The following is a 16,455-nucleotide window of genomic DNA, read 5'->3' on the forward strand; positions in this document are numbered from 1 at the left end:
CCGCGCCTCAGAAGCCGCTCAAGTCCCTTCCCCCGCACCGGGCACGTCCCTGATCATGGCCGCATGTTCGGACGCGGCAGGCAACAGGAACTCAACGTGCTCGTCCTGCGGGACGCGGACGTCATAGCCCACGGGCTCCGTCAGGCGCTCGCCGAGGCGACGCCCGAGCAGCGGCCGGGACTGGAGCGCGCCGCCGCCCTGGCCGAGCGGGCCGCGGACGCCTCCGACGCGGAGCTGCGCGCCCGCTGGGTCCACGAACGCTTCGCCCGGGCCGGCTACGAGGGTCCCGCCGACTCCGTCCAGGCGGTCAAGGTCCTGCGCGAAGCCGCACCGGGCCTCAGCCTGCTCTCGGCCGTCCAGCTGGCGAAGGACGCCGCGGCGCACCGCCCCTAGGACCGGTGGGGCTCCGCGCGCCTCCCGTCCGCTCGGGACCGGCGGGGCCCGCGGTCGGCCGGGCCTGACGGGGGGAACGCCTGTGCGGCAGGATGGGCGCATGCCTCGTCCCCCGCGCGTCCTGCCGGTGCTGCTGCTGGCGCCGTTGCTGCTCACCGCCTGCGGCTCCGAGAAGGCGGACACCGAGACCGTGGCCGTCTCCTCCGTGGGAGCCCGCGAGGCCACCGGCCCCGGCCCCGACCGGGGTGAACTCGACGCCCGCGCACAGGCGCTGGGCGTGGCCCCCGAGCTGGTCCACGTCATCGAAGCCCCCGGTTTCACCCTGGCCCAGCAGTCCGTCGGCGTCCTCGGCGACGACGGCTTCTCCGCCACCTGGGTCTCCGCCGGGACCGGGGCGCACATGCGCCTCGCCGTCGACCGGGGCTCGATCACCGCCGGCACGTGCCTCGAGCAGCCGGTCGGTGACATGTCCGGGGAGCGCACGACGTGCGAGCGCGAGGGCGCCACCTGGTACCGCACCGGCGCCGGGCGCCACGAGTACGCGGTGCCGGGGGAGGGCCACGTCCTGCGGGTCTCCGCGGAGGTGGACGCCGTACCGCGTGGCGTGCTGCGCGAGGCGGCTCTCACCGCCCACCGCCCCGACGCCGCGGAAGCCGCCCGGCTGCTGCCCTCCGCCGACCCGGCGCCCGGCACACCGGTCGAACGCGGCGACCTGCCCCCGGTCGGCGACGGGGCGCCCGACAACAACGTGGACGCGGGCGGATGACGCGGCCCGGCGGCGGGACCGGGGACCGCGCCCCGGCGCCCCGGCTGCTCGTCTACACGCGCACCACCGCCTACCGCCACGACTCGATCCCGGACGGGGTCCACGCCCTGCGCACCCTGGGGGAGTTCGAGGTCGACCACACGGAGGACCCGGCGGTCCTGGAGCGGCCCCTCGACCGGTACGGCGCCGTCGTCTTCCTCTCCACCAGCGGCGAGGTGCTCACCCCGGCCGGACGCGACCGGCTCGCCGTGTACGTCCAGGGGGGCGGGGGCTTCGTCGGCGTGCACGCGGCGGCCTGTACCGAGGAGGACTGGCCGTACTACGGCGAGCTGCTCGGCGCCCGCTTCGACCGGCACCCCGCCTGCCAGCCGGGCCGGGTGCTGGTCGAGGACCCCGCCCATCCGGCGACCCGGCAGCTGCCGCCGGTCTGGGAGTTCACGGACGAGTGGTACGACTTCCGCACCAACCCGCGCGGTGCGGTCCGGGTGCTGGCCCGCGCCGACGAGTCGTCGTACGAGGGCGGCGGCATGGGCGCGGACCATCCACTGGTCTGGTGCCGCGAACAGGGCGCGGGCCGCGTCTTCTACACGGCCCTCGGCCACACCGCCGACGCCTACCGCGACCCGGTCTTCCGCGCGCATCTGCGGGGCGGCGTCGAGTGGGCGGTCCGCGCGGAGCGGGGTGGCCGGCAGCGATGACCGGCTCACGGCCCCGTTATCCGGGCAGCGCCCCGCTCCGTTCCGCCGCGCGGTGGCGCGCGGCCAGGCGGGAGCCCGACTCGCGGCGGGCGGCGCGGCGCAACAGGGGGACCGCGAGGAGGAAGCCGAGGACCGCCCAGGCGCCCAGGACCAGGGCGACCATGGGCAGTTCCCAGGAACCGGCCACTTCGGCAGTCCGCGCGGAGTCCGGCAGCAGCGCCGAACGCAGGCCCTGGGCCATCCACTTGAGCGGAAAGACGGAGGCCACCTGCTGCACCGGCACGGGCAGCGAGGTGATCGGGAACACCGCCCCGGAGGTGACCAGCAGCCCCATGGTGGGCAGCATGATCAGGGCCAGCGCCTCGCGCGGATTGGGCAGCACGGCGCCGATGGCCGCGCCCAGCGGCACGACGGCGAGCAGCCCGAGCGTGGTGACCCACAGCAGCGTCAGCCAGCCGGCCGGCCCGTCCGGCAGCGGTCCGTCCACCAGCAGCGCCGCGCTCGCCAGGAGCAGGACCAGGGTGCCGGTCGCGGTGGCGGTCACCAGCAGGCACTTGGCGACGAGGTAGGCCGGTATCCCGCCGGGTGTCGCGCGCAGCCGCAGCAGCGCGCCCTCCTCCCGCTCGGTCACCAGCATCTGCGGGACGTTGATCAACCCGATCTGGAAGAGCAGGTAGGCCGCGAAGCCCGCCAGCACCAGGTGGGCCATCGGGGTCTGGGTGCCCGGCACGTCGTCGCCGAGGTAGGCGGCGATCACCAGCGCGACGACCACGTTGGTCACGTGGCCGGACATCTCCCTGGGGTTGCGCAGGAGGTGCCGCAGCTCGATGCCGCCACGCAGGAAACCGGCCCGCCAGGGGCGGCGGTGCGGGCGGCGCGGTGCCTGCGGGGCGACGGTGCCGGTGGTGCCGTCCGCCTCGTGGGCGCTGTCCGTCACGTGTGTCTCCCTCATGCGGCCTGTGCCTCCCCGTCCGGGGAGTCGTCCGGCGACCCGTCCGGGCCGTCGGCGGACCCGTGCACCATGTGCAGGTAGGTGTCCTCCAGCGTCGGGCGGCGCACCTCGAGCCCGGGGATCGGACCGTCCGCGTCCCGGTGGAGCTCCCAGACCAGCCGCGAGGGGTCCTCCGTGCGTTCGCGGCGCGGTGTCCCGTCGCCGGCGGTCCAGCGGACCTCGGCCTGCGAGGCGGCCCGCCGGGCCAGGTCCGCGGGTGTGCCGCAGGCCCGGATGCGGCCGCCGACCAGCATGGCGATCCGGTCCGCGAGGCGTTCGGCCTCCACCAGGTCGTGCGTGGTGAGCAGGACGGTGACGCCCTCGTCGCGGGCCAGCCCCTCGACGAGGAGGTGGAAATCGTGCCGGGCCTGCGGGTCGAACCCGGTGGTCGGTTCGTCCAGGAAGAGGAGTTCGGGACGGCCGACGATGCCGAGCGCGACGTCCAGTCGCCGGCGCTGCCCGCCGGACAGCCGGTCCACCTGCCGGCCGGCCTGGTCGGTGAGGCCGACCAGGTCCAGCAGCTCGGCCGGGTCGCGCGGGTCGGGGTAGTACGTCGCGAAGTGCCCCAGCAGCTCGGCGACCCGCCAGCGGCGGTGGTCGCGCCAGGACTGCAGGACCAGCCCGATCCGGCCGCGCCAGGCGTCGTCGCCCCGCTCCGGGTCCGTGCCGAGGACGTCGACCTCGCCGGCCGAGCGCCGCCGGAAACCCTCCAGGATCTCCACCGTGGTGGTCTTCCCGGCGCCGTTGGGGCCCAGCAGCGCGAAGACCTCGCCGCGGTGGATGTCCAGGTCGATGCCGTGCAGGACGGCGGTGCCGCCGTACCTCATGGCCACGTCACGTGCGCGGATCACGGGCCGGCCGGACGGGTGCCGTGTCATCGCCCCGCCTCCGAGTGCTGCCGCGGGGGAACCGGGGCAGCCGCGGCCGGGGGGCCGGCGGCGTCGACGATCGCCCGGAGTGCCGCCACGTGCCCCTCGAAAGCGGTGCGGCCGCGGTCGGTCAGCCGCACCTTCGTGCGCCGCCTGCGGCCGCCGCCCTCCTTGAGCAGTTCCAGGTACCCGGCCTCTTCCAGGGTGTGCAGCTGCTTGGAGAGCGCCGAGTCGCTGAGCGAGAGGCTGTCGCGGACGAACGCGAAGTCCGCCCACTCGGTGGCCGCGAGCAGCGCGACCACCGACAGCCGGGTGGCGGGATGGATCAGCTCGTCGAAACCGGAGGGGATGCTCATCGCCCCGCCTCCACACGCGGTTCCGCCGCGCCCCGGCCGCGCAGGGCACCGGCCGCCCAGCGGCTCGCCGGCCCCACGAACAGGACGAACACGGACGCCGACACCGTGGCCTGGACCAGGCCGGCGGGCAGCGGCGCCAGGGAATCGACCATGCGGCCCGACAGCAGGACCGTCCCGCCGGTCACCACCGCCCCCGCGACGAGTGTGGCGACGGTCCGCCAGGTGAAGCGGGAGTGGTGCAGCAGCAGCCGGCTCCCCCGGTGGTGGAGGACGGCCAGGCCGCCCAGCAGCGCCACGTACGCCGCGACGGCCAGCCAGACACCCCACGTGGGCGGGTCCAGGCGCAGGCCGGCCAGGAACACCCACATGATCGCGGCGGTGGCCCAGGTCGAGGCGAGGCTCCCGCCCGCCGACCGTTCGACCTCGTCGTACACCCGCTCCTGCGGCACCCGGATGCGCTGCAGGTCCTTCCATGCCTGTTCGGCATCCACCGGTGTGCTCACGGCCATCGCCCTCCCGTGCCTGGCATACTTTCCTACTGGGAAAGTAAGCCATGACTTTCCCAGTAGGCAAGTCGGTGGGGTGGTGGACCGTTCTGGGGCGTTCTGGACCGGTCGCAGGGCCGAGGCTGCCCTAGGCGACGAAGGTGGCGACGGTGTCCAGCCCCGCGTGCCGCAGGGTGCGGTGCACCGCCGGGCGGGCGCCGCGGACGGTGAGGACGGCGGGTTCGGGGGCCCGGGTGGCGGTGCGCAGCAGCGCGTAGGCGCAGGCCAGGTCGATATGGGTCAGGTCGCTCATGTCCAGGGTCCATGCGCCCGGTCGCCGCAGTCGAGGGTCGAGGAGCAGCTCTTCCAGGAGGCCCAGCGCGGGTGCGTCCAGGGCACCGGAGAAGGCCAGAACGGCGTGCCGCTCGTCGGCCTCGGTGATCGTCACGGGGGCGGACCGGCTCGGGCGTAGGGGATCGACGGTCACGACGGCCTCCTCGGCGGCACAGTGCGGGCGGGCGTGTCTCCCATTGTCACCCCGTGGCGCCGAGCGGGACGGGTCGAGGTCACCGGGCGAGGAACGCGGCCCGGGCCTCCGGGGCGGCGGAGACCGGGCCGGCGGTCAGGACGTGACCTTCGAGTGGCTCAGGACCAGCATGTCCGGGGCCTCCAGCGTCCAGGCGGTCGCGTCGGCTGCGCCGATGACCCTTCGGGTCACCCTTGACTCGGCTCGCTCCAGCACGGGCGGGAAGCGAGCGGGCGGCCCCACGGCCACTCCTTCAGCGGGGATCCCGCTCCCGGCCCCGCCAACGGGCGCTCAGCACCCCACCGCCGGCCACCGCCAGGCCCACGATAACCCCGGCCGCCACCACCCGACCCCGTCCGGATCCGGCACCGGTCACCGGGAGCACCGCGGCGACCGCCACCACCCCGGCCCCGGCACAGGCCGCCACCGCCTCGGTCCACACGCGCACGCGTCCGCGCCCCCACCGCCACGGCCACGTCTCGCTCGTCACCAGGTAGGCGACCGACAACCCGACCACGCAGGCACCCTCCCACCAGGCCGGATCACCGGACGCGGCGATCACCACCACACCCGACGCCAGCACCGTCGTCCGGTGCCGCGGCAGGCGGTGGGACCAGCGCGTGGACTCCAGTGACGGCCGCCGGTCCGGAGAGGGCGCCGCCCACAGGGCGAAGAGCACCGCGCAGCCGAGTGCGAGCGCCTCCGGCGCACCGCTCACCGTCGCCCACGGGCGCCACGCCGTCACGACGGCCGCCGCCCCGAGCACCCGCACCGGCACGGTGCCGGCCCAGTACCCCAGGTACGCGCGCACGCCGACCCGGGCATCCGGCACCGTCATCCCGCGCGCCCCTTCCCGCCGACCCGCTCGATTCCTTTCCCGCCGACCTGCCCCGACAGAAGCGGTGCCAACGCCAGATCCAGCGGCTCACCCACCACGTGCCGCAGCACCGGCACCCCGCTGTCCCGCAGGGCGAAACGCATCGCGTCCCGCTCCGCGCGCCACAGGCGCAGCCCCAACTCACCGGCGACGTCGTCCGGCTCCATCTGCGGATCGCCGCTCGGGATCTCCACGACGACGGGGCGGCGCCCCCGCTGCTGGAGGTCCCTCAGCACCTTCAGCACCCGGGCGTCGCTGAGCGGGGTGAAGACGTAGACGAGTGCCCCCTCCGGCAGGGCGGGCGGCGGCAGCCGCTCCAGACCGGGCGCGTCGAACCGCCGGTCCTTGCGTATGTCGAGGACGCTCTCCACGATGCGGTAGAACGCCGCGTCCCCGGTGCCCGGCGCCAGCCAGCGTGTGGTGCCGCCGGTCGAGACGACCCCCACCCGGTCGTGGGTGCGCAGGTAGGCCCGGGCGAGTCCGGTGGCGGCCCGCACCGTCTCGTCCAGGGACGACACTCCGGTCACCGGGTCGACCACGTCCCCGAACGCGTCGATCAGCATCACCGTGTCGGCGGCCCGTTCCGCCGCGAACCGGTGGAGCTGCACGGTCCCGCGCCGCGTGGTCGACGGCCAGTGGATGCGCCGCTGCCGCTCCCCGGGCACCCAGGGGCCCACGCCGACGACCTCGACGCCCTCCCCGGCCTGCGGCGCGGCGTGCTCGCCGAGCCGCTGCGGCAGCCGTGCCGGGATCGGCGTGAACCGCGCCCGGGTGGCGCGCGGGAACACGGCCACCTCGGCCGCCGCCACGCGCACGGTGCGGCGCACGGTACCCCCGTCGTCGTACACGTCGAGGTCCACCGGGCCGAGCGACCAGCGGCCCCAGTGCAGCGCGGTGTGGCGCAGCGTCACCGTGGACCGGCCGACGACGACCTCGTCCAGCCGCAGGCCCGGGCCGAGCGTGACACCGGGGTCGAGACGGGCGGCATCCCCGTCGTGGGCCACCGAGATGCGCAGGGTGACGGTGTCACCCTCGAAACAGCGGCCCGGTTCCACGGTCGTCGACGCCTCGACGTGCCGGGCGAAGGCCCGGGGCAGGGCCAGCGCGAGCAGCACCAGCGGGGCCGCCGCGAGGGCCAGCAGCCAGGCGCGCCCGGTGAGCAGCGCGGCGGACAGCGCGACGACGGCGACGGTCAGCAGGCGCAGCGTCCGCTCGCCGGGGCGCGGCCCGTCGGGCGGCGGGGGCGGCGGCTGTGCCGGTGCGGTGCGCCCCTCCAGGGCGCGGAGCACGGCGGCGTCCGGCGGCGCGGCGACGGGCGGGGTCACGACGCGACGGCGGCGGCCGTGCGCCGTGTCGCCGGTGTACTGACACTGCCGACGATCTCGCGCAGCACGTCGTCCGTCGACACCTCGCGCACCCACAGCTCCGGCCGCAGCGACACCCGGTGGGCCAGCGCGGGCACCGCGAGGGCCTTGACGTCCTCCGGGACGACGTAGTCACGGCCGTCCAGCACGGCGCGGGCACGCGCGAGCTGCACCAGGGCGAGCCCGCCGCGCGGCGAGGCGCCGATGCTGATCTGGGGATGTTCGCGGGTCGCGCCGACGAGCGCGACGGCGTACTCCAGCAGGTCGTCGTCGATCTCCACGCGCTCCACGACGGCCCGCCACGCGACGACGTCGGCCGGCCCCGCGAGGCGGTCGAGGACGGCCTCGGGCGCGGCCCGGTCGATCCGGGCCCGCAACATCGCCAGCTCCTGATCGCCGGTCGGGTAGCCCATCCGCACGCGCAGCTGGAACCGGTCGAGCTGCGCCTCGGGCAGGGAGTACGTGCCCTCGTACTCCACCGGGTTGGCCGTGGCGATCACCAGGAACGGGTCGGCGAGCCGCCGGGTCTCGCCCTCCACGGTCACCTGCGACTCGGCCATGGCCTCCAGCAGCGCGGCCTGCGTCTTGGGCGGCGTCCGGTTGATCTCGTCGGCGAGCAGGAGATGGGTGAAGACCGGGCCGGGGTGGAACACCATCCGGCCGGTGCGCTGGTCGTACAGCGACGTTCCGGTGACGTCGGAGGGCAGGAGGTCGGGCGTGAACTGGATGCGGCGGAAGTCCAGGCCGAGCGTGCCGGCGAAGGACCGCGCGAGGAGGGTCTTGCCGAGCCCCGGCAGGTCCTCGACGAGCACGTGGCCGCCGGCCAGCACGCCCAGCATGACCAGTTCGAGCGCGTCCGGCTTGCCGACGACGGCCCGGCCCACCTCGCGCAGTACGGCGCCGGCCTGCTCGCCGACCTGCGCGGCGGTGCGGAGCCCGGGCGTGGAGTCAGTCGTGACGTCGCTTGTTTCCTCACGGGTGCGGGTGCGGGTGCGGGTGCGGGTGTACGGGTGCGGGGCGCGCCGAGCGTTTCGAGCCGGTCGACGAGGCGGCGCAGCACGTCGACGGGGACCTCGCCGTCGGGCCCGGTGCGGGGCGGCTCCGGACCGAGCCACGGCCACAGCTCGGGACCGATCAACTCGGCCGCCCGGTCGGGCTGCTGGTCGAGCGAGACGTGGTGGTGCTCGGCGAGCGCGGCGGCGTACAGGTGGCGCAGCTCGGGGCGGAGCACGGCACGGTAGTAGAGGGCGCCGTCGGGGCCCGTGGCGGTCCCCACGTTCCGCCGCCACTCGCCCGTCCCCGGCGCCCGCGTCCGCAGCAGCCCCACCTCCTCCCGGCGCGCGGAGTCGAACGCGGCCGCCCCGGCGACGTACCGGGTGACGACCAGCGCCACGACGGTCAGCAGCACCAGGAGCGCGCAGGCCGCCTCGAACCCGTCGAGGAGCAGGACGAGCAGGACACCGGAGCCGGCGACCGCGCCACCGAGCAGGCCGAGCCGGCCCCGGGTGAGCACGTCGCCTCCCGCGGTCCCTTCTCCGCGCCGGCTCACCGCGTCCCCTCCCCGTCCCGCAGCAGTGCGGCGATCTCCTCCAGGGCGCGGGCCGCGGCCTCGCGGTGCGCGGCGTCCATCGGGTGCGAGGAGTAGCGGGCCTCGCGGAACAACGCGGTGAGGCGCGGTGCGGCCGGCCCGGGGGTGAGACCCGCGCCGGCGGCCCGGGTGAGCAGGTCGGCGGGGCTGTCGGAGGCGTACCGCTGGACACCGGAGGCGACGAGGGCGTCCTCCATCGCGGCGTAGCAGGCGATGACGTCCGCACGGGTGTCACCGGTGTCGGCCAGGGCGCGGCGGCCCGACCGCACGGCGGACAGCAGCAGGCGCGCCTCGTCGTCCTCGGCCACCGTGCCCGCGAGGACGGGGCGTTGCGGCACCCTGAGCCCGAGCCGCCGCAGCCGTCGTACGACGGTCAGTGTGACGACCACGACGACGACCGCGGCCAGCAGCCCGAGCACGGCGTACAGCGGCAACGACGGAAGGTCCGACGTGTCCGCCGGACCCCCACCGGTCGTCGGCCCGCCGGGACCGGCGGTGGGGAACCGCGTCGGAAGGGGCGGCGGCGGGTCGGACTCCGCGCCGTCGGGGAACCGGTGCAGAACCAGAGCCAGCACCCCGATGACGCCCGCCCCGGCGAGCAGCAGCCGTGCGGCGACCTCCCGCATCCGCTCCTCGCCCGGCGACAGCGCGGCGCGGTAGGAGCCGAACCGGCCCCGCAGGCGGGTGACGGCCCACACGACCACGGCCGTCCAGCCGAGGGACGACACGATCACGACGCCCCCGTGGCCGAGCGGCCCCCGCCCGGCGTGCAGCAGCCCCTCCGAGGGCCGCAGTGCGAGCGCGGCCACGGTGAGCGCCCCGACCACCCCGACGGCGACCACCGCCCCGGGCACCGACCGCTGCCCGCCCCGCCCCCCGTGTTCCATGGCTCCCCCCGCCGAACACACCGTCCCCGATGGGCAGTTCACCGAGGTCCCGGCACCTGCGCCGACCGCGGCCCGGCTCGCGTCCCCCGACGGCCGTGCCACCGGCAGCCGGTCACACCGGCGCCAGCGCCGCCGCGACCGACCTGATGGTCCGCGGCCCCACCCGGCAGCAACCGCCGATCAGCCGGGCCCCGGCCGCCCGCCACCGGCGGACCTGCCCGGCGTCGAACGACGAACGCCCCTCCCAGGCCCGCGTCTCAGCGTTCCAGGCCTCGCCGCTGTTGGGGTAAACGACAACTGACTTTCCGGTGACACGCGCAGCGGTCTCCACGGCGCCGGGAACGTCCTCGGGCGCGCAGCAGTTCACGCCCACCGCGACCACCTCCGCCGCGTCCGCCGCCAGGGCGAAGGCCTCCTCAAGCGGCTGACCGGCGCGGGTGCGGTCGCCCGCGACGGTGTACGACAGCCAGGCCGGCACGCCCAGTCCACGCACCGCCCGCAGCAGCGCCTCGGCCTCGGTGGTGTCGGGGACGGTCTCCAGGGCGAACACGTCCGGCCGGGCGGCGGCCAGCGCCTCCAGCCGGGGACGGTGGAAGCGCTCCAGCTCCGCGACGCCGATCCCGTACCGGCCGCGGTACTCGGAGCCGTCGGCGAGCATCGCCCCGTAGGGGCCGACGGAGGCCGCCACCCACAGCGGGCGGTCCATCCGCGCCCGGCGGGCGGCGGCCCGCGCCGACTCCACGCTGAGCGCGAGCAGCTCGGCCGCCCGCTGCGGGCCGATGCCGCGCCGGGCGAAGCCCTCGAACGTGGCCTGGTAGCTGGAGGTGATGGCGACGTCCGCCCCCGCCTCGAAGTAGGCCAGGTGGGCCTCGGTGAGCGCGCCGGGGTCCTCCGCGAGCAGTCGCGCCGACCACAGGTCGTCCCCCAGGTCGTGGCCCGCCGCCTCCAACTGGTTGGACATCCCGCCGTCGAGCACCAGCGGGGGGCCGGAGGTGAGGGCGTCGGTGAAGTCGCTGGTCATGGAGACGAGGCTAGTCGGGCCGTCGGCGACCCGCTGAACGATCCCGACCCGCACACCCGCGTCCCGCAGGTCAGGCCCGCAGCCGGTGCCGCATCTGCGTCAGGCGTCGGTCGAAACGGACGTTGTACCAGGCCAGCCACCCCACGGAGACGACCGCCAGGACGAGCATCCCACTCCCGGCGGTGACCGACCCGGCGGCGAACCACAGGGCGGACGTGCCGAAGAAGATCAGGAACAGGAGCGGGAAGGCCCACCAGCGGTGGCGCCGCAACCGTCGCTGACGGGAGTCGACCAGCGCCGCCATGGCCTGCCGGCGTCGCGGATCCTCGGGAGGCGGACCGCCCTTGAGGATCCGCCGCTCCATGGCGGGTACGTCGTCGGGCTCGGCGCCGGTGTCCCGCGCGTCGTCACGGCGGCGGCGCCGGACCAGGAACACGACCCAGGCGCTCATCGCGGCGGCGCCGACGAGGGCCGACGGCCAGGCCCCGGCCCCGTTGAAGAGCAGCCGGACCACGAGGCCCGCGGCCAGCGCCCCCAGGCCGATCACCCACAGGCTGTCCCGCCGGAGCCGCCGCGGACGGTCGGCGTCCCGCTCAGGTCGCTCCATGCTCAACCCCCCAGGTCCGTAGCACCTCTTGGTGACGTCAGGTGCGTGTGCGGGTACCCGCACGAGGGGCGGGGACACTTCGGTCGGCACCGAAGCGACGGGCCCCTAGCGTCGGGGACATGAGCGACACGAACACCGCCACCCGCACGCCCGCCGCCACCACCGCCCCCACGCCCACGCCCGCCGACACCGTCACCGGCATGGTCGACCACGTCCTCGCGCTCGCCGCCACCTGGACCGGTTGGGACGGGCGCCCCACCCAGGTCGACGGCCGCGTGTACACCCCGCACAAGGCGATCCGGCGCGTCGCCGACCACATGGTCGACCATCTCGCCGAACTGGAGGCCCGGTTGGCCGGTGAGGAGACGCAGCCCGACCACTGGCACGCCTCCCTGGTCACCACGGAGGCGGACCGTGCCCCCTTCACGCGGGAGGACCTCGACGAGGCCCGCAGCCGCCTCACCCGGCTCGCCCGCATCTGGGCCAACCGCCTCGACGCGCTCACCCACGAGCAGCTCGACCACTCGCCCGGCGAGGGCTGGAGCTTCCGCGAACTCGCCGCGCACCTCGCGGAGTCCGTCTACTACGCCGACGCGGTCGGGGACCTCTCGTGAACGCCTTCGCCGCCCTGCACCGCGCCGGTGACCCCCTGCTCCTGCCGTGCGCCTGGGACCACGCCTCCGCGGTCGCGCTCGCCGGGCGGGGATTCGGGGCCGTCGGCACCACCAGCCTCGGCGTCGCGGCGGCGGCCGGGCTGCCCGACGGGGCCTCGGCGACCCGCGACGAGACGCTGCGGCTGGCCCTGACCCTGGGGTCGGAGCCCTTCCTGCTGTCCGTGGACGCGGAGGACGGTTACAGCGACGACCCCGACGAGGTGGGGGAGTTCGCGCGGGAACTGGCGGTGGTCGGGGCCGTCGGCATCAACCTGGAGGACGCAGCGGGCCCCGCCGACCGGCACGTCGCGAAGATCGCCGCGGTCCGGTCCGCGGCCCCCGGCCTGTTCGTCAACGCCCGCACCGACACCTACTGGCTGCGGGCCGGCGAGGACGACGGCCGTGCCCGGGAGACGGCGCGGCGTCTGGAGGCCTACCGCGAGGCAGGCGCCCACGGCGTCTTCGTCCCCGGCCTGACCGACCCGGGCCGGATCGCGGACCTCGTCGCCCACCTCGACGTACCGCTCAACGTCCTCCACTCGCCCACCGGCCCCTCCCTGCCGCACCTCACCGACCTCGGGGTGCGCCGGGTCAGCCTCGGCTCGCTGCTGTACCGGCGGGCGCTGGGCGCAGCCCTGGAGACGGCGGCCGACATCGCCGCGGGCCGGGCCCCGGGCGGCGCGGCGCCGACGTACGACGAGGTACGGGCCCTCATCAGGTGACGCCGGGCTCCTCGCGCGGCCAGTGGACCAGGGCCATGTGCAGGGCGTCGACCGCCTTGTCCCAGGAGGCCCGCACGTCGCGCGGGGCGCCGAAACCGCCGGCCGCCTCCAGGGCGCAGTAACCGTGGAAGGTGCTGCGCAGCAGGCGTACGGCGTCCGTGAGGTCGGGTTCGGTGAGGCCGTAGGCGCGGAGCATCCCGTAGGTGATCTCGGCGGTGCGGCGCAGGGCGGGGGAGTCGGCGACGAGGTCCTGGTCGACGCGGGACTGGGTCGCGGCGTAGCGGCCCGGGTGGCGCAGGGCGTACGAGCGGTAGGCGCCCGCGAAGGCGGCGAGGGCCTCCCGGCCGGCCCGGCCGGCCACCGCCGCCGTGATCTCCTCGATCAGCTCGCCGCCGGCCAGCAGCGCCACCCGGACGCGCAGGTCCTGGAGATTCCTGACGTGCGTGTACAGGCTCGCGTCCTTGACGCCGAAGTGCCGGGCGAGCGCGGAGACGGTGACGTTCTCGAACCCGTCCCTGTCGGCGAGGTCGGCGGCGGCCGCGACGACACGGTCGGTCGTCAGACCCGCTCGGGGCATGGGCCACCTTCCGGCTTCCTAGGGTTCCTAGGTTTCATGCTAGGGCAGGCAGGGCGGCAGGCGGGGCTCACCCGGGAGTCGTTCAACGTTCACCTTCTGCCTCGATCCTCCTCACAGCCGCGCACCGCGGCGGTATCCAGGAGGACTTCATGGGGCACGGACCCGGGCACGGCCATCACCACCACGGGCACCCACACGACCACGGTGACGAGGCCGCGCCGGCCCTGCCCGCGGCCTTCGACACCAGCGTCCCCGACGAGGCCCTGAGCCCCGCACAGCAGTCGCGCCGGGGCCTGCTGCGCCGCGCCGGACTGCTCGGCGCCGGTCTCGCCGCCGGTACCGTCCTGACCCAGCCCGCGCACGCCGCCCCCGCACGGGCCGCGGGCGACGGCCGCTCCAGGAAGGGCTTCCTCTGGCTCGCCGGGGACCACCACATCCACACGCAGTACAGCAGCGACGGCAAGTACCGCGTCGTCGACCAGGTCCGCCAGGGCGCCCGCAACGGCATGGACTGGCTGGTCATCACCGACCACGGCAGCACCACGCACGCCAGGATCGGCGTCGAGAAGGTCAACCCGGACATCCGCGAGGCCAGGGCCGCCCACGAGGACACCCTCGTCTTCCAGGGCCTGGAGTGGAACATCCCGGCCGCCGAGCACGGCACGGTCTTCGTCCACCCCGGCCGCAACGAGGTGTCCGTCCTCAAGCAGTTCGAGACCGACTACGACGGCGGCGTCAAGGGCGCCGGCGACTCCACGCCCGCCAACGAGGCCCTCGCCGTCGCCGGCCTCTCCTTCCTCGCCGACCAGGTGAAGCGGCGCAAGGTCAAGGACGCCCTGATGCTCGCCAACCACCCCGCGCGCAAGGGCATCGACTCCCCGCACGAGATCCGCGCCTGGCGCGACGCCACCTCCGCGCACCACCAGATCGCCGTCGGCTTCGAGGGCGCCCCCGGCCACCAGGCCGCCGGCCTGCCGAAGCCGCTCGGCGCGGGCGGGGCCCGCGGCATCTACGACGGCAGCCCCGGAGTCAACTCCTTCCCCGGCTACCCGCTGGAGAGCTACCGCACCTGGGGCGGCTTCGACTGGATGACCGCCACCGTCGGCGGCCTGTGGGACAGCCTTCTCGCCGAGGGCCGCCCCTGGTGGATCACCGCCAACTCCGACTCCCACCAGGTGTACGCCGACACCGCCGCCCGCGGCGGCGGCGACTTCAACGCCAACGGCCGCTACGACGACCCCGTCTACGCCGGGAAGATCGACATCGGCCAGGGCGACTTCTGGCCCGGCCAGTACAGCCGCACCCACGTCGGCTCCGACGGCTTCTCCTACGCCGCCGTCATGGACGGCATCCGCGCCGGCCGCGTCTGGGTCGACCACGGGCAGCTCGTCAGCGGCCTCGACGTCCGCGTCTCGGGCGGCGGCCGGTGGGCCACGCTCGGCGGCGCCCTGCACGTCCGCAAGGGCACCCGGGTCACCCTGTCGATCGACGTGGCCCTGGCCGGCGGCCCCAACTGGGCCGGATTCACGCCCCGACTGGCCCGCGTCGACGTCATCCAGGGCGACGTCACCGGCCCGGTCGCCGACCGGGACACCTTCACGGCACCGACCGCCCGGGTCGTCACGTCGTACGAAGTGAACAAGGACTCCGGCACCGTCCGGCTCACCTACGACCTCGGCCGCGTCGACCGCCCCGTCTACCTGCGCACCCGCGGCTCCGACGGCAACCGGTCCGCCGTCGGCGCGCTGGGCGCGAAGGTCGACCCGGCGGGCCCCGCCATCGACGTCGTCGGCGACGCCGACCCGTGGCGCGACCTGTGGTTCTACTCCAACCCGGTGTGGGTCCTGCCCTCGTGACACCGCCCCGGCCGCCGTACGCCATCGGCATCGACACCCACGCGACGACGCTCCGCGAGGCCGACCACCTCCTCCAGGCGCTCGCGGCGGAACTCGCCCTCCCCGAGGACGTCCTCGGCTGCACACACCTGGTTCGGGACGGCCGCCCGCGGGTCGTCCTGTCTCTGGCCGCCGATGCGGAGCCGGTCCTGCGCGCCGCCCAGGACCGGCTCACCACCCAGGGGTACGACGTACTGGACGGCGCCCCGGACGCGGTCGGCCGCGCCGTCCTCTTCCCGGGGGCGGCCGGCCTCACCGGCACCCTGACGCTCGCCGAGCTGCTCGCGCGCACCGCGATCGACGAGGTGACCGTGCTGGGTACACCGGACGCGCCGTCCCCGGACACCCGGCTGGTCACCCGGGAGCACGTCCGCCCGCAGTGGCGGGACGGACGCCTCGTCCTGGCGGCCATGCCCGCCGCGGGCGGCACCCTGGTGCCCTTCGAGGACCCGGACCCGACGCCGTGCTGCGCGGACCACTGAGGTCCGGGGACTACCGGGAACGGGTCCCGGTGCGCAGGTCGGCGAAGAGCCCCCGCGCCCGGGTCCCGTCCGGCAGGGCCCAGGAGCCGGCGACGTGGCCCGCCGTCTCCGGCGCCGGGCCGGGCGCGCCGTCCGCGGTGGCGCGCAGCACCCGGTGCAGGCGCAGGACCGAGCCGTCCGGCGCGTGCAGCTCGGTGCCCGACGCGTCGTCGGTGGGGGGAGTGCCGAAGTCCGTGGGGGCAAGGCCGGCACCGGTCCAGAAGCGGGTGACCTCCCGGTCGGGGACGTTGCTGGTGTCCTGGTCCTGAGCCGACACCCGGCCCTCGATCAGCGCCGGCAACTGCGCGGCCAGCACCGGGTCGTGGCAGCCGTCGTAGGCCCAGCGTCGCCCCAGCACCCCGTGCTCCATGGTGCCGACGAGGGCGTCCTCGGCCCCGTCGAGGGGGGCGGCACGATAGGTGAGCGGCACCAGGTAGCTGGACGGGCGGGGGCCGGAGGCGTCGGTGACCACGAGGAACTCGATCCCGACCTCGCCCTGTGGGTCGTCCAGCCGGAAGCCGCCGGCCCTGGCCAGCTCCGGTTCACCCGCGCCGGAGTACCACGGCCGGGACGGCAGCCAGGCGGCGAGCAGTTCCAGCTTGGTCGGACTGAGCGAGGTGTGGTGGATGACGGCCATGCCGACAGTCCCCTTTCGTCGA

The 16,455-nt window shown here is 75.5% G+C and carries 21 protein-coding genes; 7 read left to right on the top strand and 14 right to left on the bottom strand.

What is annotated here, in order from left to right; all coding sequences use genetic code 11:
• Nucleotides 1-63 precede the first annotated feature (63 nt).
• The 3 genes from ACZ6EG_RS11850 (at nucleotide 64) to ACZ6EG_RS11860 (ending at nucleotide 1,857) form a co-directional block, all read left to right on the top strand.
• A complete protein-coding gene (locus ACZ6EG_RS11850) occupies nucleotides 64-393 on the top strand; it encodes a hypothetical protein (RefSeq protein ID WP_391968584.1) in 330 nt (109 codons plus the stop codon).
• A gap of 100 nt (nucleotides 394-493) precedes the next feature.
• The gene (locus ACZ6EG_RS11855) at nucleotides 494-1,159 is read left to right on the top strand and encodes a hypothetical protein (RefSeq protein ID WP_469603822.1); all 666 of its coding nucleotides are present in this window, start codon (nucleotides 494-496) and stop codon (nucleotides 1,157-1,159) included.
• A complete protein-coding gene (locus ACZ6EG_RS11860) occupies nucleotides 1,156-1,857 on the top strand; it encodes a ThuA domain-containing protein (RefSeq protein ID WP_469603825.1) in 702 nt (233 codons plus the stop codon). The genes ACZ6EG_RS11855 and ACZ6EG_RS11860 overlap by 4 nt, the downstream gene beginning before the upstream one ends.
• Before the next feature lie 16 nt (nucleotides 1,858-1,873).
• Here the strand turns inward: ACZ6EG_RS11860 and ACZ6EG_RS11865 are convergent, their stop codons facing one another.
• From ACZ6EG_RS11865 to ACZ6EG_RS11920, 12 genes are all read right to left on the bottom strand, one after another.
• A complete protein-coding gene (locus tag ACZ6EG_RS11865; protein WP_391968581.1) occupies nucleotides 1,874-2,809 on the bottom strand; it encodes an ABC transporter permease in 936 nt (311 codons plus the stop codon).
• A complete protein-coding gene (locus tag ACZ6EG_RS11870) occupies nucleotides 2,806-3,726 on the bottom strand; it encodes an ABC transporter ATP-binding protein (RefSeq protein ID WP_391968580.1) in 921 nt (306 codons plus the stop codon). Before ACZ6EG_RS11870 ends, ACZ6EG_RS11865 begins: the two co-directional genes overlap by 4 nt.
• Nucleotides 3,723-4,073 (bottom strand): transcriptional regulator, encoded by a 351-nt coding sequence (locus ACZ6EG_RS11875; RefSeq protein ID WP_391968579.1) that lies wholly within the window; start codon nucleotides 4,071-4,073, stop codon nucleotides 3,723-3,725. Before ACZ6EG_RS11875 ends, ACZ6EG_RS11870 begins: the two co-directional genes overlap by 4 nt.
• Nucleotides 4,070-4,582, bottom strand: a complete 513-nt coding sequence (locus tag ACZ6EG_RS11880) for a hypothetical protein (RefSeq protein WP_391968578.1) — start codon at nucleotides 4,580-4,582, stop codon at nucleotides 4,070-4,072. The genes ACZ6EG_RS11875 and ACZ6EG_RS11880 overlap by 4 nt, the downstream gene beginning before the upstream one ends.
• Before the next feature lie 124 nt (nucleotides 4,583-4,706).
• On the bottom strand, nucleotides 4,707-5,045 hold the full coding sequence (locus ACZ6EG_RS11885) for an STAS domain-containing protein (protein ID WP_391968577.1): 339 nt from the start codon (nucleotides 5,043-5,045) through the stop codon (nucleotides 4,707-4,709).
• Nucleotides 5,046-5,180: 135 nt separating this feature from the next.
• Nucleotides 5,181-5,327 carry a hypothetical protein gene (locus ACZ6EG_RS11890; RefSeq protein ID WP_391968576.1) on the bottom strand — a complete coding sequence of 49 codons (147 nt, stop codon included), beginning with the start codon at nucleotides 5,325-5,327 and terminating at the stop codon, nucleotides 5,181-5,183.
• Nucleotides 5,328-5,337: 10 nt separating this feature from the next.
• Nucleotides 5,338-5,922, bottom strand: a complete 585-nt coding sequence (locus ACZ6EG_RS11895; RefSeq protein WP_391968575.1) for a hypothetical protein — start codon at nucleotides 5,920-5,922, stop codon at nucleotides 5,338-5,340.
• Nucleotides 5,919-7,286 carry a DUF58 domain-containing protein gene (locus tag ACZ6EG_RS11900; protein WP_469603833.1) on the bottom strand — a complete coding sequence of 456 codons (1,368 nt, stop codon included), beginning with the start codon at nucleotides 7,284-7,286 and terminating at the stop codon, nucleotides 5,919-5,921. The genes ACZ6EG_RS11895 and ACZ6EG_RS11900 overlap by 4 nt, the downstream gene beginning before the upstream one ends.
• Nucleotides 7,283-8,209 (bottom strand): AAA family ATPase, encoded by a 927-nt coding sequence (locus tag ACZ6EG_RS11905; RefSeq protein ID WP_469603836.1) that lies wholly within the window; start codon nucleotides 8,207-8,209, stop codon nucleotides 7,283-7,285. The genes ACZ6EG_RS11900 and ACZ6EG_RS11905 overlap by 4 nt, the downstream gene beginning before the upstream one ends.
• A gap of 661 nt (nucleotides 8,210-8,870) precedes the next feature.
• Complete coding sequence (locus ACZ6EG_RS11910; RefSeq protein ID WP_391968571.1) at nucleotides 8,871-9,800, bottom strand: DUF4129 domain-containing protein; 930 nt, start codon at nucleotides 9,798-9,800, stop codon at nucleotides 8,871-8,873.
• 112 nt (nucleotides 9,801-9,912) lie between these two features.
• Nucleotides 9,913-10,821: a homocysteine S-methyltransferase gene (gene mmuM / locus ACZ6EG_RS11915; RefSeq protein WP_391968570.1), complete on the bottom strand. Its 909-nt coding sequence runs from the start codon at nucleotides 10,819-10,821 to the stop codon at nucleotides 9,913-9,915.
• A 70-nt stretch (nucleotides 10,822-10,891) separates the two neighbouring features.
• The gene (locus ACZ6EG_RS11920; protein WP_391968569.1) at nucleotides 10,892-11,428 is read right to left on the bottom strand and encodes a hypothetical protein; all 537 of its coding nucleotides are present in this window, start codon (nucleotides 11,426-11,428) and stop codon (nucleotides 10,892-10,894) included.
• A gap of 119 nt (nucleotides 11,429-11,547) precedes the next feature.
• Here ACZ6EG_RS11920 and ACZ6EG_RS11925 point away from each other — a divergent pair, with 119 nt between their 5' ends.
• Together ACZ6EG_RS11925 and ACZ6EG_RS11930 are read left to right on the top strand one after the other, a co-directional pair.
• Nucleotides 11,548-12,042: a hypothetical protein gene (locus ACZ6EG_RS11925; protein WP_469603841.1), complete on the top strand. Its 495-nt coding sequence runs from the start codon at nucleotides 11,548-11,550 to the stop codon at nucleotides 12,040-12,042.
• Nucleotides 12,039-12,803, top strand: a complete 765-nt coding sequence (locus ACZ6EG_RS11930; RefSeq protein WP_469603844.1) for an isocitrate lyase/PEP mutase family protein — start codon at nucleotides 12,039-12,041, stop codon at nucleotides 12,801-12,803. Before ACZ6EG_RS11925 ends, ACZ6EG_RS11930 begins: the two co-directional genes overlap by 4 nt.
• On the opposite strand, the gene ACZ6EG_RS11935 is transcribed toward ACZ6EG_RS11930, so the two are convergent.
• Complete coding sequence (locus ACZ6EG_RS11935) at nucleotides 12,796-13,380, bottom strand: TetR-like C-terminal domain-containing protein (RefSeq protein WP_469603847.1); 585 nt, start codon at nucleotides 13,378-13,380, stop codon at nucleotides 12,796-12,798. The genes ACZ6EG_RS11930 and ACZ6EG_RS11935 overlap by 8 nt on opposite strands.
• A 149-nt stretch (nucleotides 13,381-13,529) precedes the next feature.
• On the opposite strand from ACZ6EG_RS11935, the gene ACZ6EG_RS11940 reads away from it, so the two are divergent.
• The gene (locus ACZ6EG_RS11940) at nucleotides 13,530-15,236 is read left to right on the top strand and encodes a PHP domain-containing protein (protein WP_469603850.1); all 1,707 of its coding nucleotides are present in this window, start codon (nucleotides 13,530-13,532) and stop codon (nucleotides 15,234-15,236) included.
• Entirely contained in the window at nucleotides 15,233-15,757 is a 525-nt protein-coding gene (locus ACZ6EG_RS11945) for a hypothetical protein (protein ID WP_469603853.1), read from the top strand. The genes ACZ6EG_RS11940 and ACZ6EG_RS11945 overlap by 4 nt, the downstream gene beginning before the upstream one ends.
• 10 nt (nucleotides 15,758-15,767) lie before the next feature.
• Here ACZ6EG_RS11945 and ACZ6EG_RS11950 read toward each other — a convergent pair whose 3' ends face one another.
• Nucleotides 15,768-16,433 carry a maltokinase N-terminal cap-like domain-containing protein gene (locus ACZ6EG_RS11950; protein WP_469603855.1) on the bottom strand — a complete coding sequence of 222 codons (666 nt, stop codon included), beginning with the start codon at nucleotides 16,431-16,433 and terminating at the stop codon, nucleotides 15,768-15,770.
• Between the last annotated feature and the right edge of the window lie 22 nt (nucleotides 16,434-16,455).

Source organism: Streptomyces sp. NPDC041968 (assembly GCF_055589025.1).

Bases quoted from the DNA above. Each gene is read 5' to 3' on its own strand.
- ACZ6EG_RS11850 (WP_391968584.1), top strand. From the start codon at position 64: ATGTTCGGACGCGGCAGGCAACAGGAACTCAACGTGCTCGTCCTGCGG.
- ACZ6EG_RS11870 (WP_391968580.1), bottom strand. From the start codon at position 3,726: ATGACACGGCACCCGTCCGGCCGGCCCGTGATCCGCGCACGTGACGTG.
- ACZ6EG_RS11940 (WP_469603850.1), top strand. From the start codon at position 13,530: ATGGGGCACGGACCCGGGCACGGCCATCACCACCACGGGCACCCACAC.
- mmuM (WP_391968570.1), bottom strand. From the start codon at position 10,821: ATGACCAGCGACTTCACCGACGCCCTCACCTCCGGCCCCCCGCTGGTG.
- ACZ6EG_RS11865 (WP_391968581.1), bottom strand. From the start codon at position 2,809: ATGAGGGAGACACACGTGACGGACAGCGCCCACGAGGCGGACGGCACC.
- ACZ6EG_RS11910 (WP_391968571.1), bottom strand. From the start codon at position 9,800: ATGGAACACGGGGGGCGGGGCGGGCAGCGGTCGGTGCCCGGGGCGGTG.
- ACZ6EG_RS11875 (WP_391968579.1), bottom strand. From the start codon at position 4,073: ATGAGCATCCCCTCCGGTTTCGACGAGCTGATCCATCCCGCCACCCGG.
- ACZ6EG_RS11860 (WP_469603825.1), top strand. From the start codon at position 1,156: ATGACGCGGCCCGGCGGCGGGACCGGGGACCGCGCCCCGGCGCCCCGG.
- ACZ6EG_RS11855 (WP_469603822.1), top strand. From the start codon at position 494: ATGCCTCGTCCCCCGCGCGTCCTGCCGGTGCTGCTGCTGGCGCCGTTG.
- ACZ6EG_RS11950 (WP_469603855.1), bottom strand. From the start codon at position 16,433: ATGGCCGTCATCCACCACACCTCGCTCAGTCCGACCAAGCTGGAACTG.
- ACZ6EG_RS11925 (WP_469603841.1), top strand. From the start codon at position 11,548: ATGAGCGACACGAACACCGCCACCCGCACGCCCGCCGCCACCACCGCC.
- ACZ6EG_RS11895 (WP_391968575.1), bottom strand. From the start codon at position 5,922: ATGACGGTGCCGGATGCCCGGGTCGGCGTGCGCGCGTACCTGGGGTAC.
- ACZ6EG_RS11935 (WP_469603847.1), bottom strand. From the start codon at position 13,380: ATGCCCCGAGCGGGTCTGACGACCGACCGTGTCGTCGCGGCCGCCGCC.
- ACZ6EG_RS11920 (WP_391968569.1), bottom strand. From the start codon at position 11,428: ATGGAGCGACCTGAGCGGGACGCCGACCGTCCGCGGCGGCTCCGGCGG.
- ACZ6EG_RS11880 (WP_391968578.1), bottom strand. From the start codon at position 4,582: ATGGCCGTGAGCACACCGGTGGATGCCGAACAGGCATGGAAGGACCTG.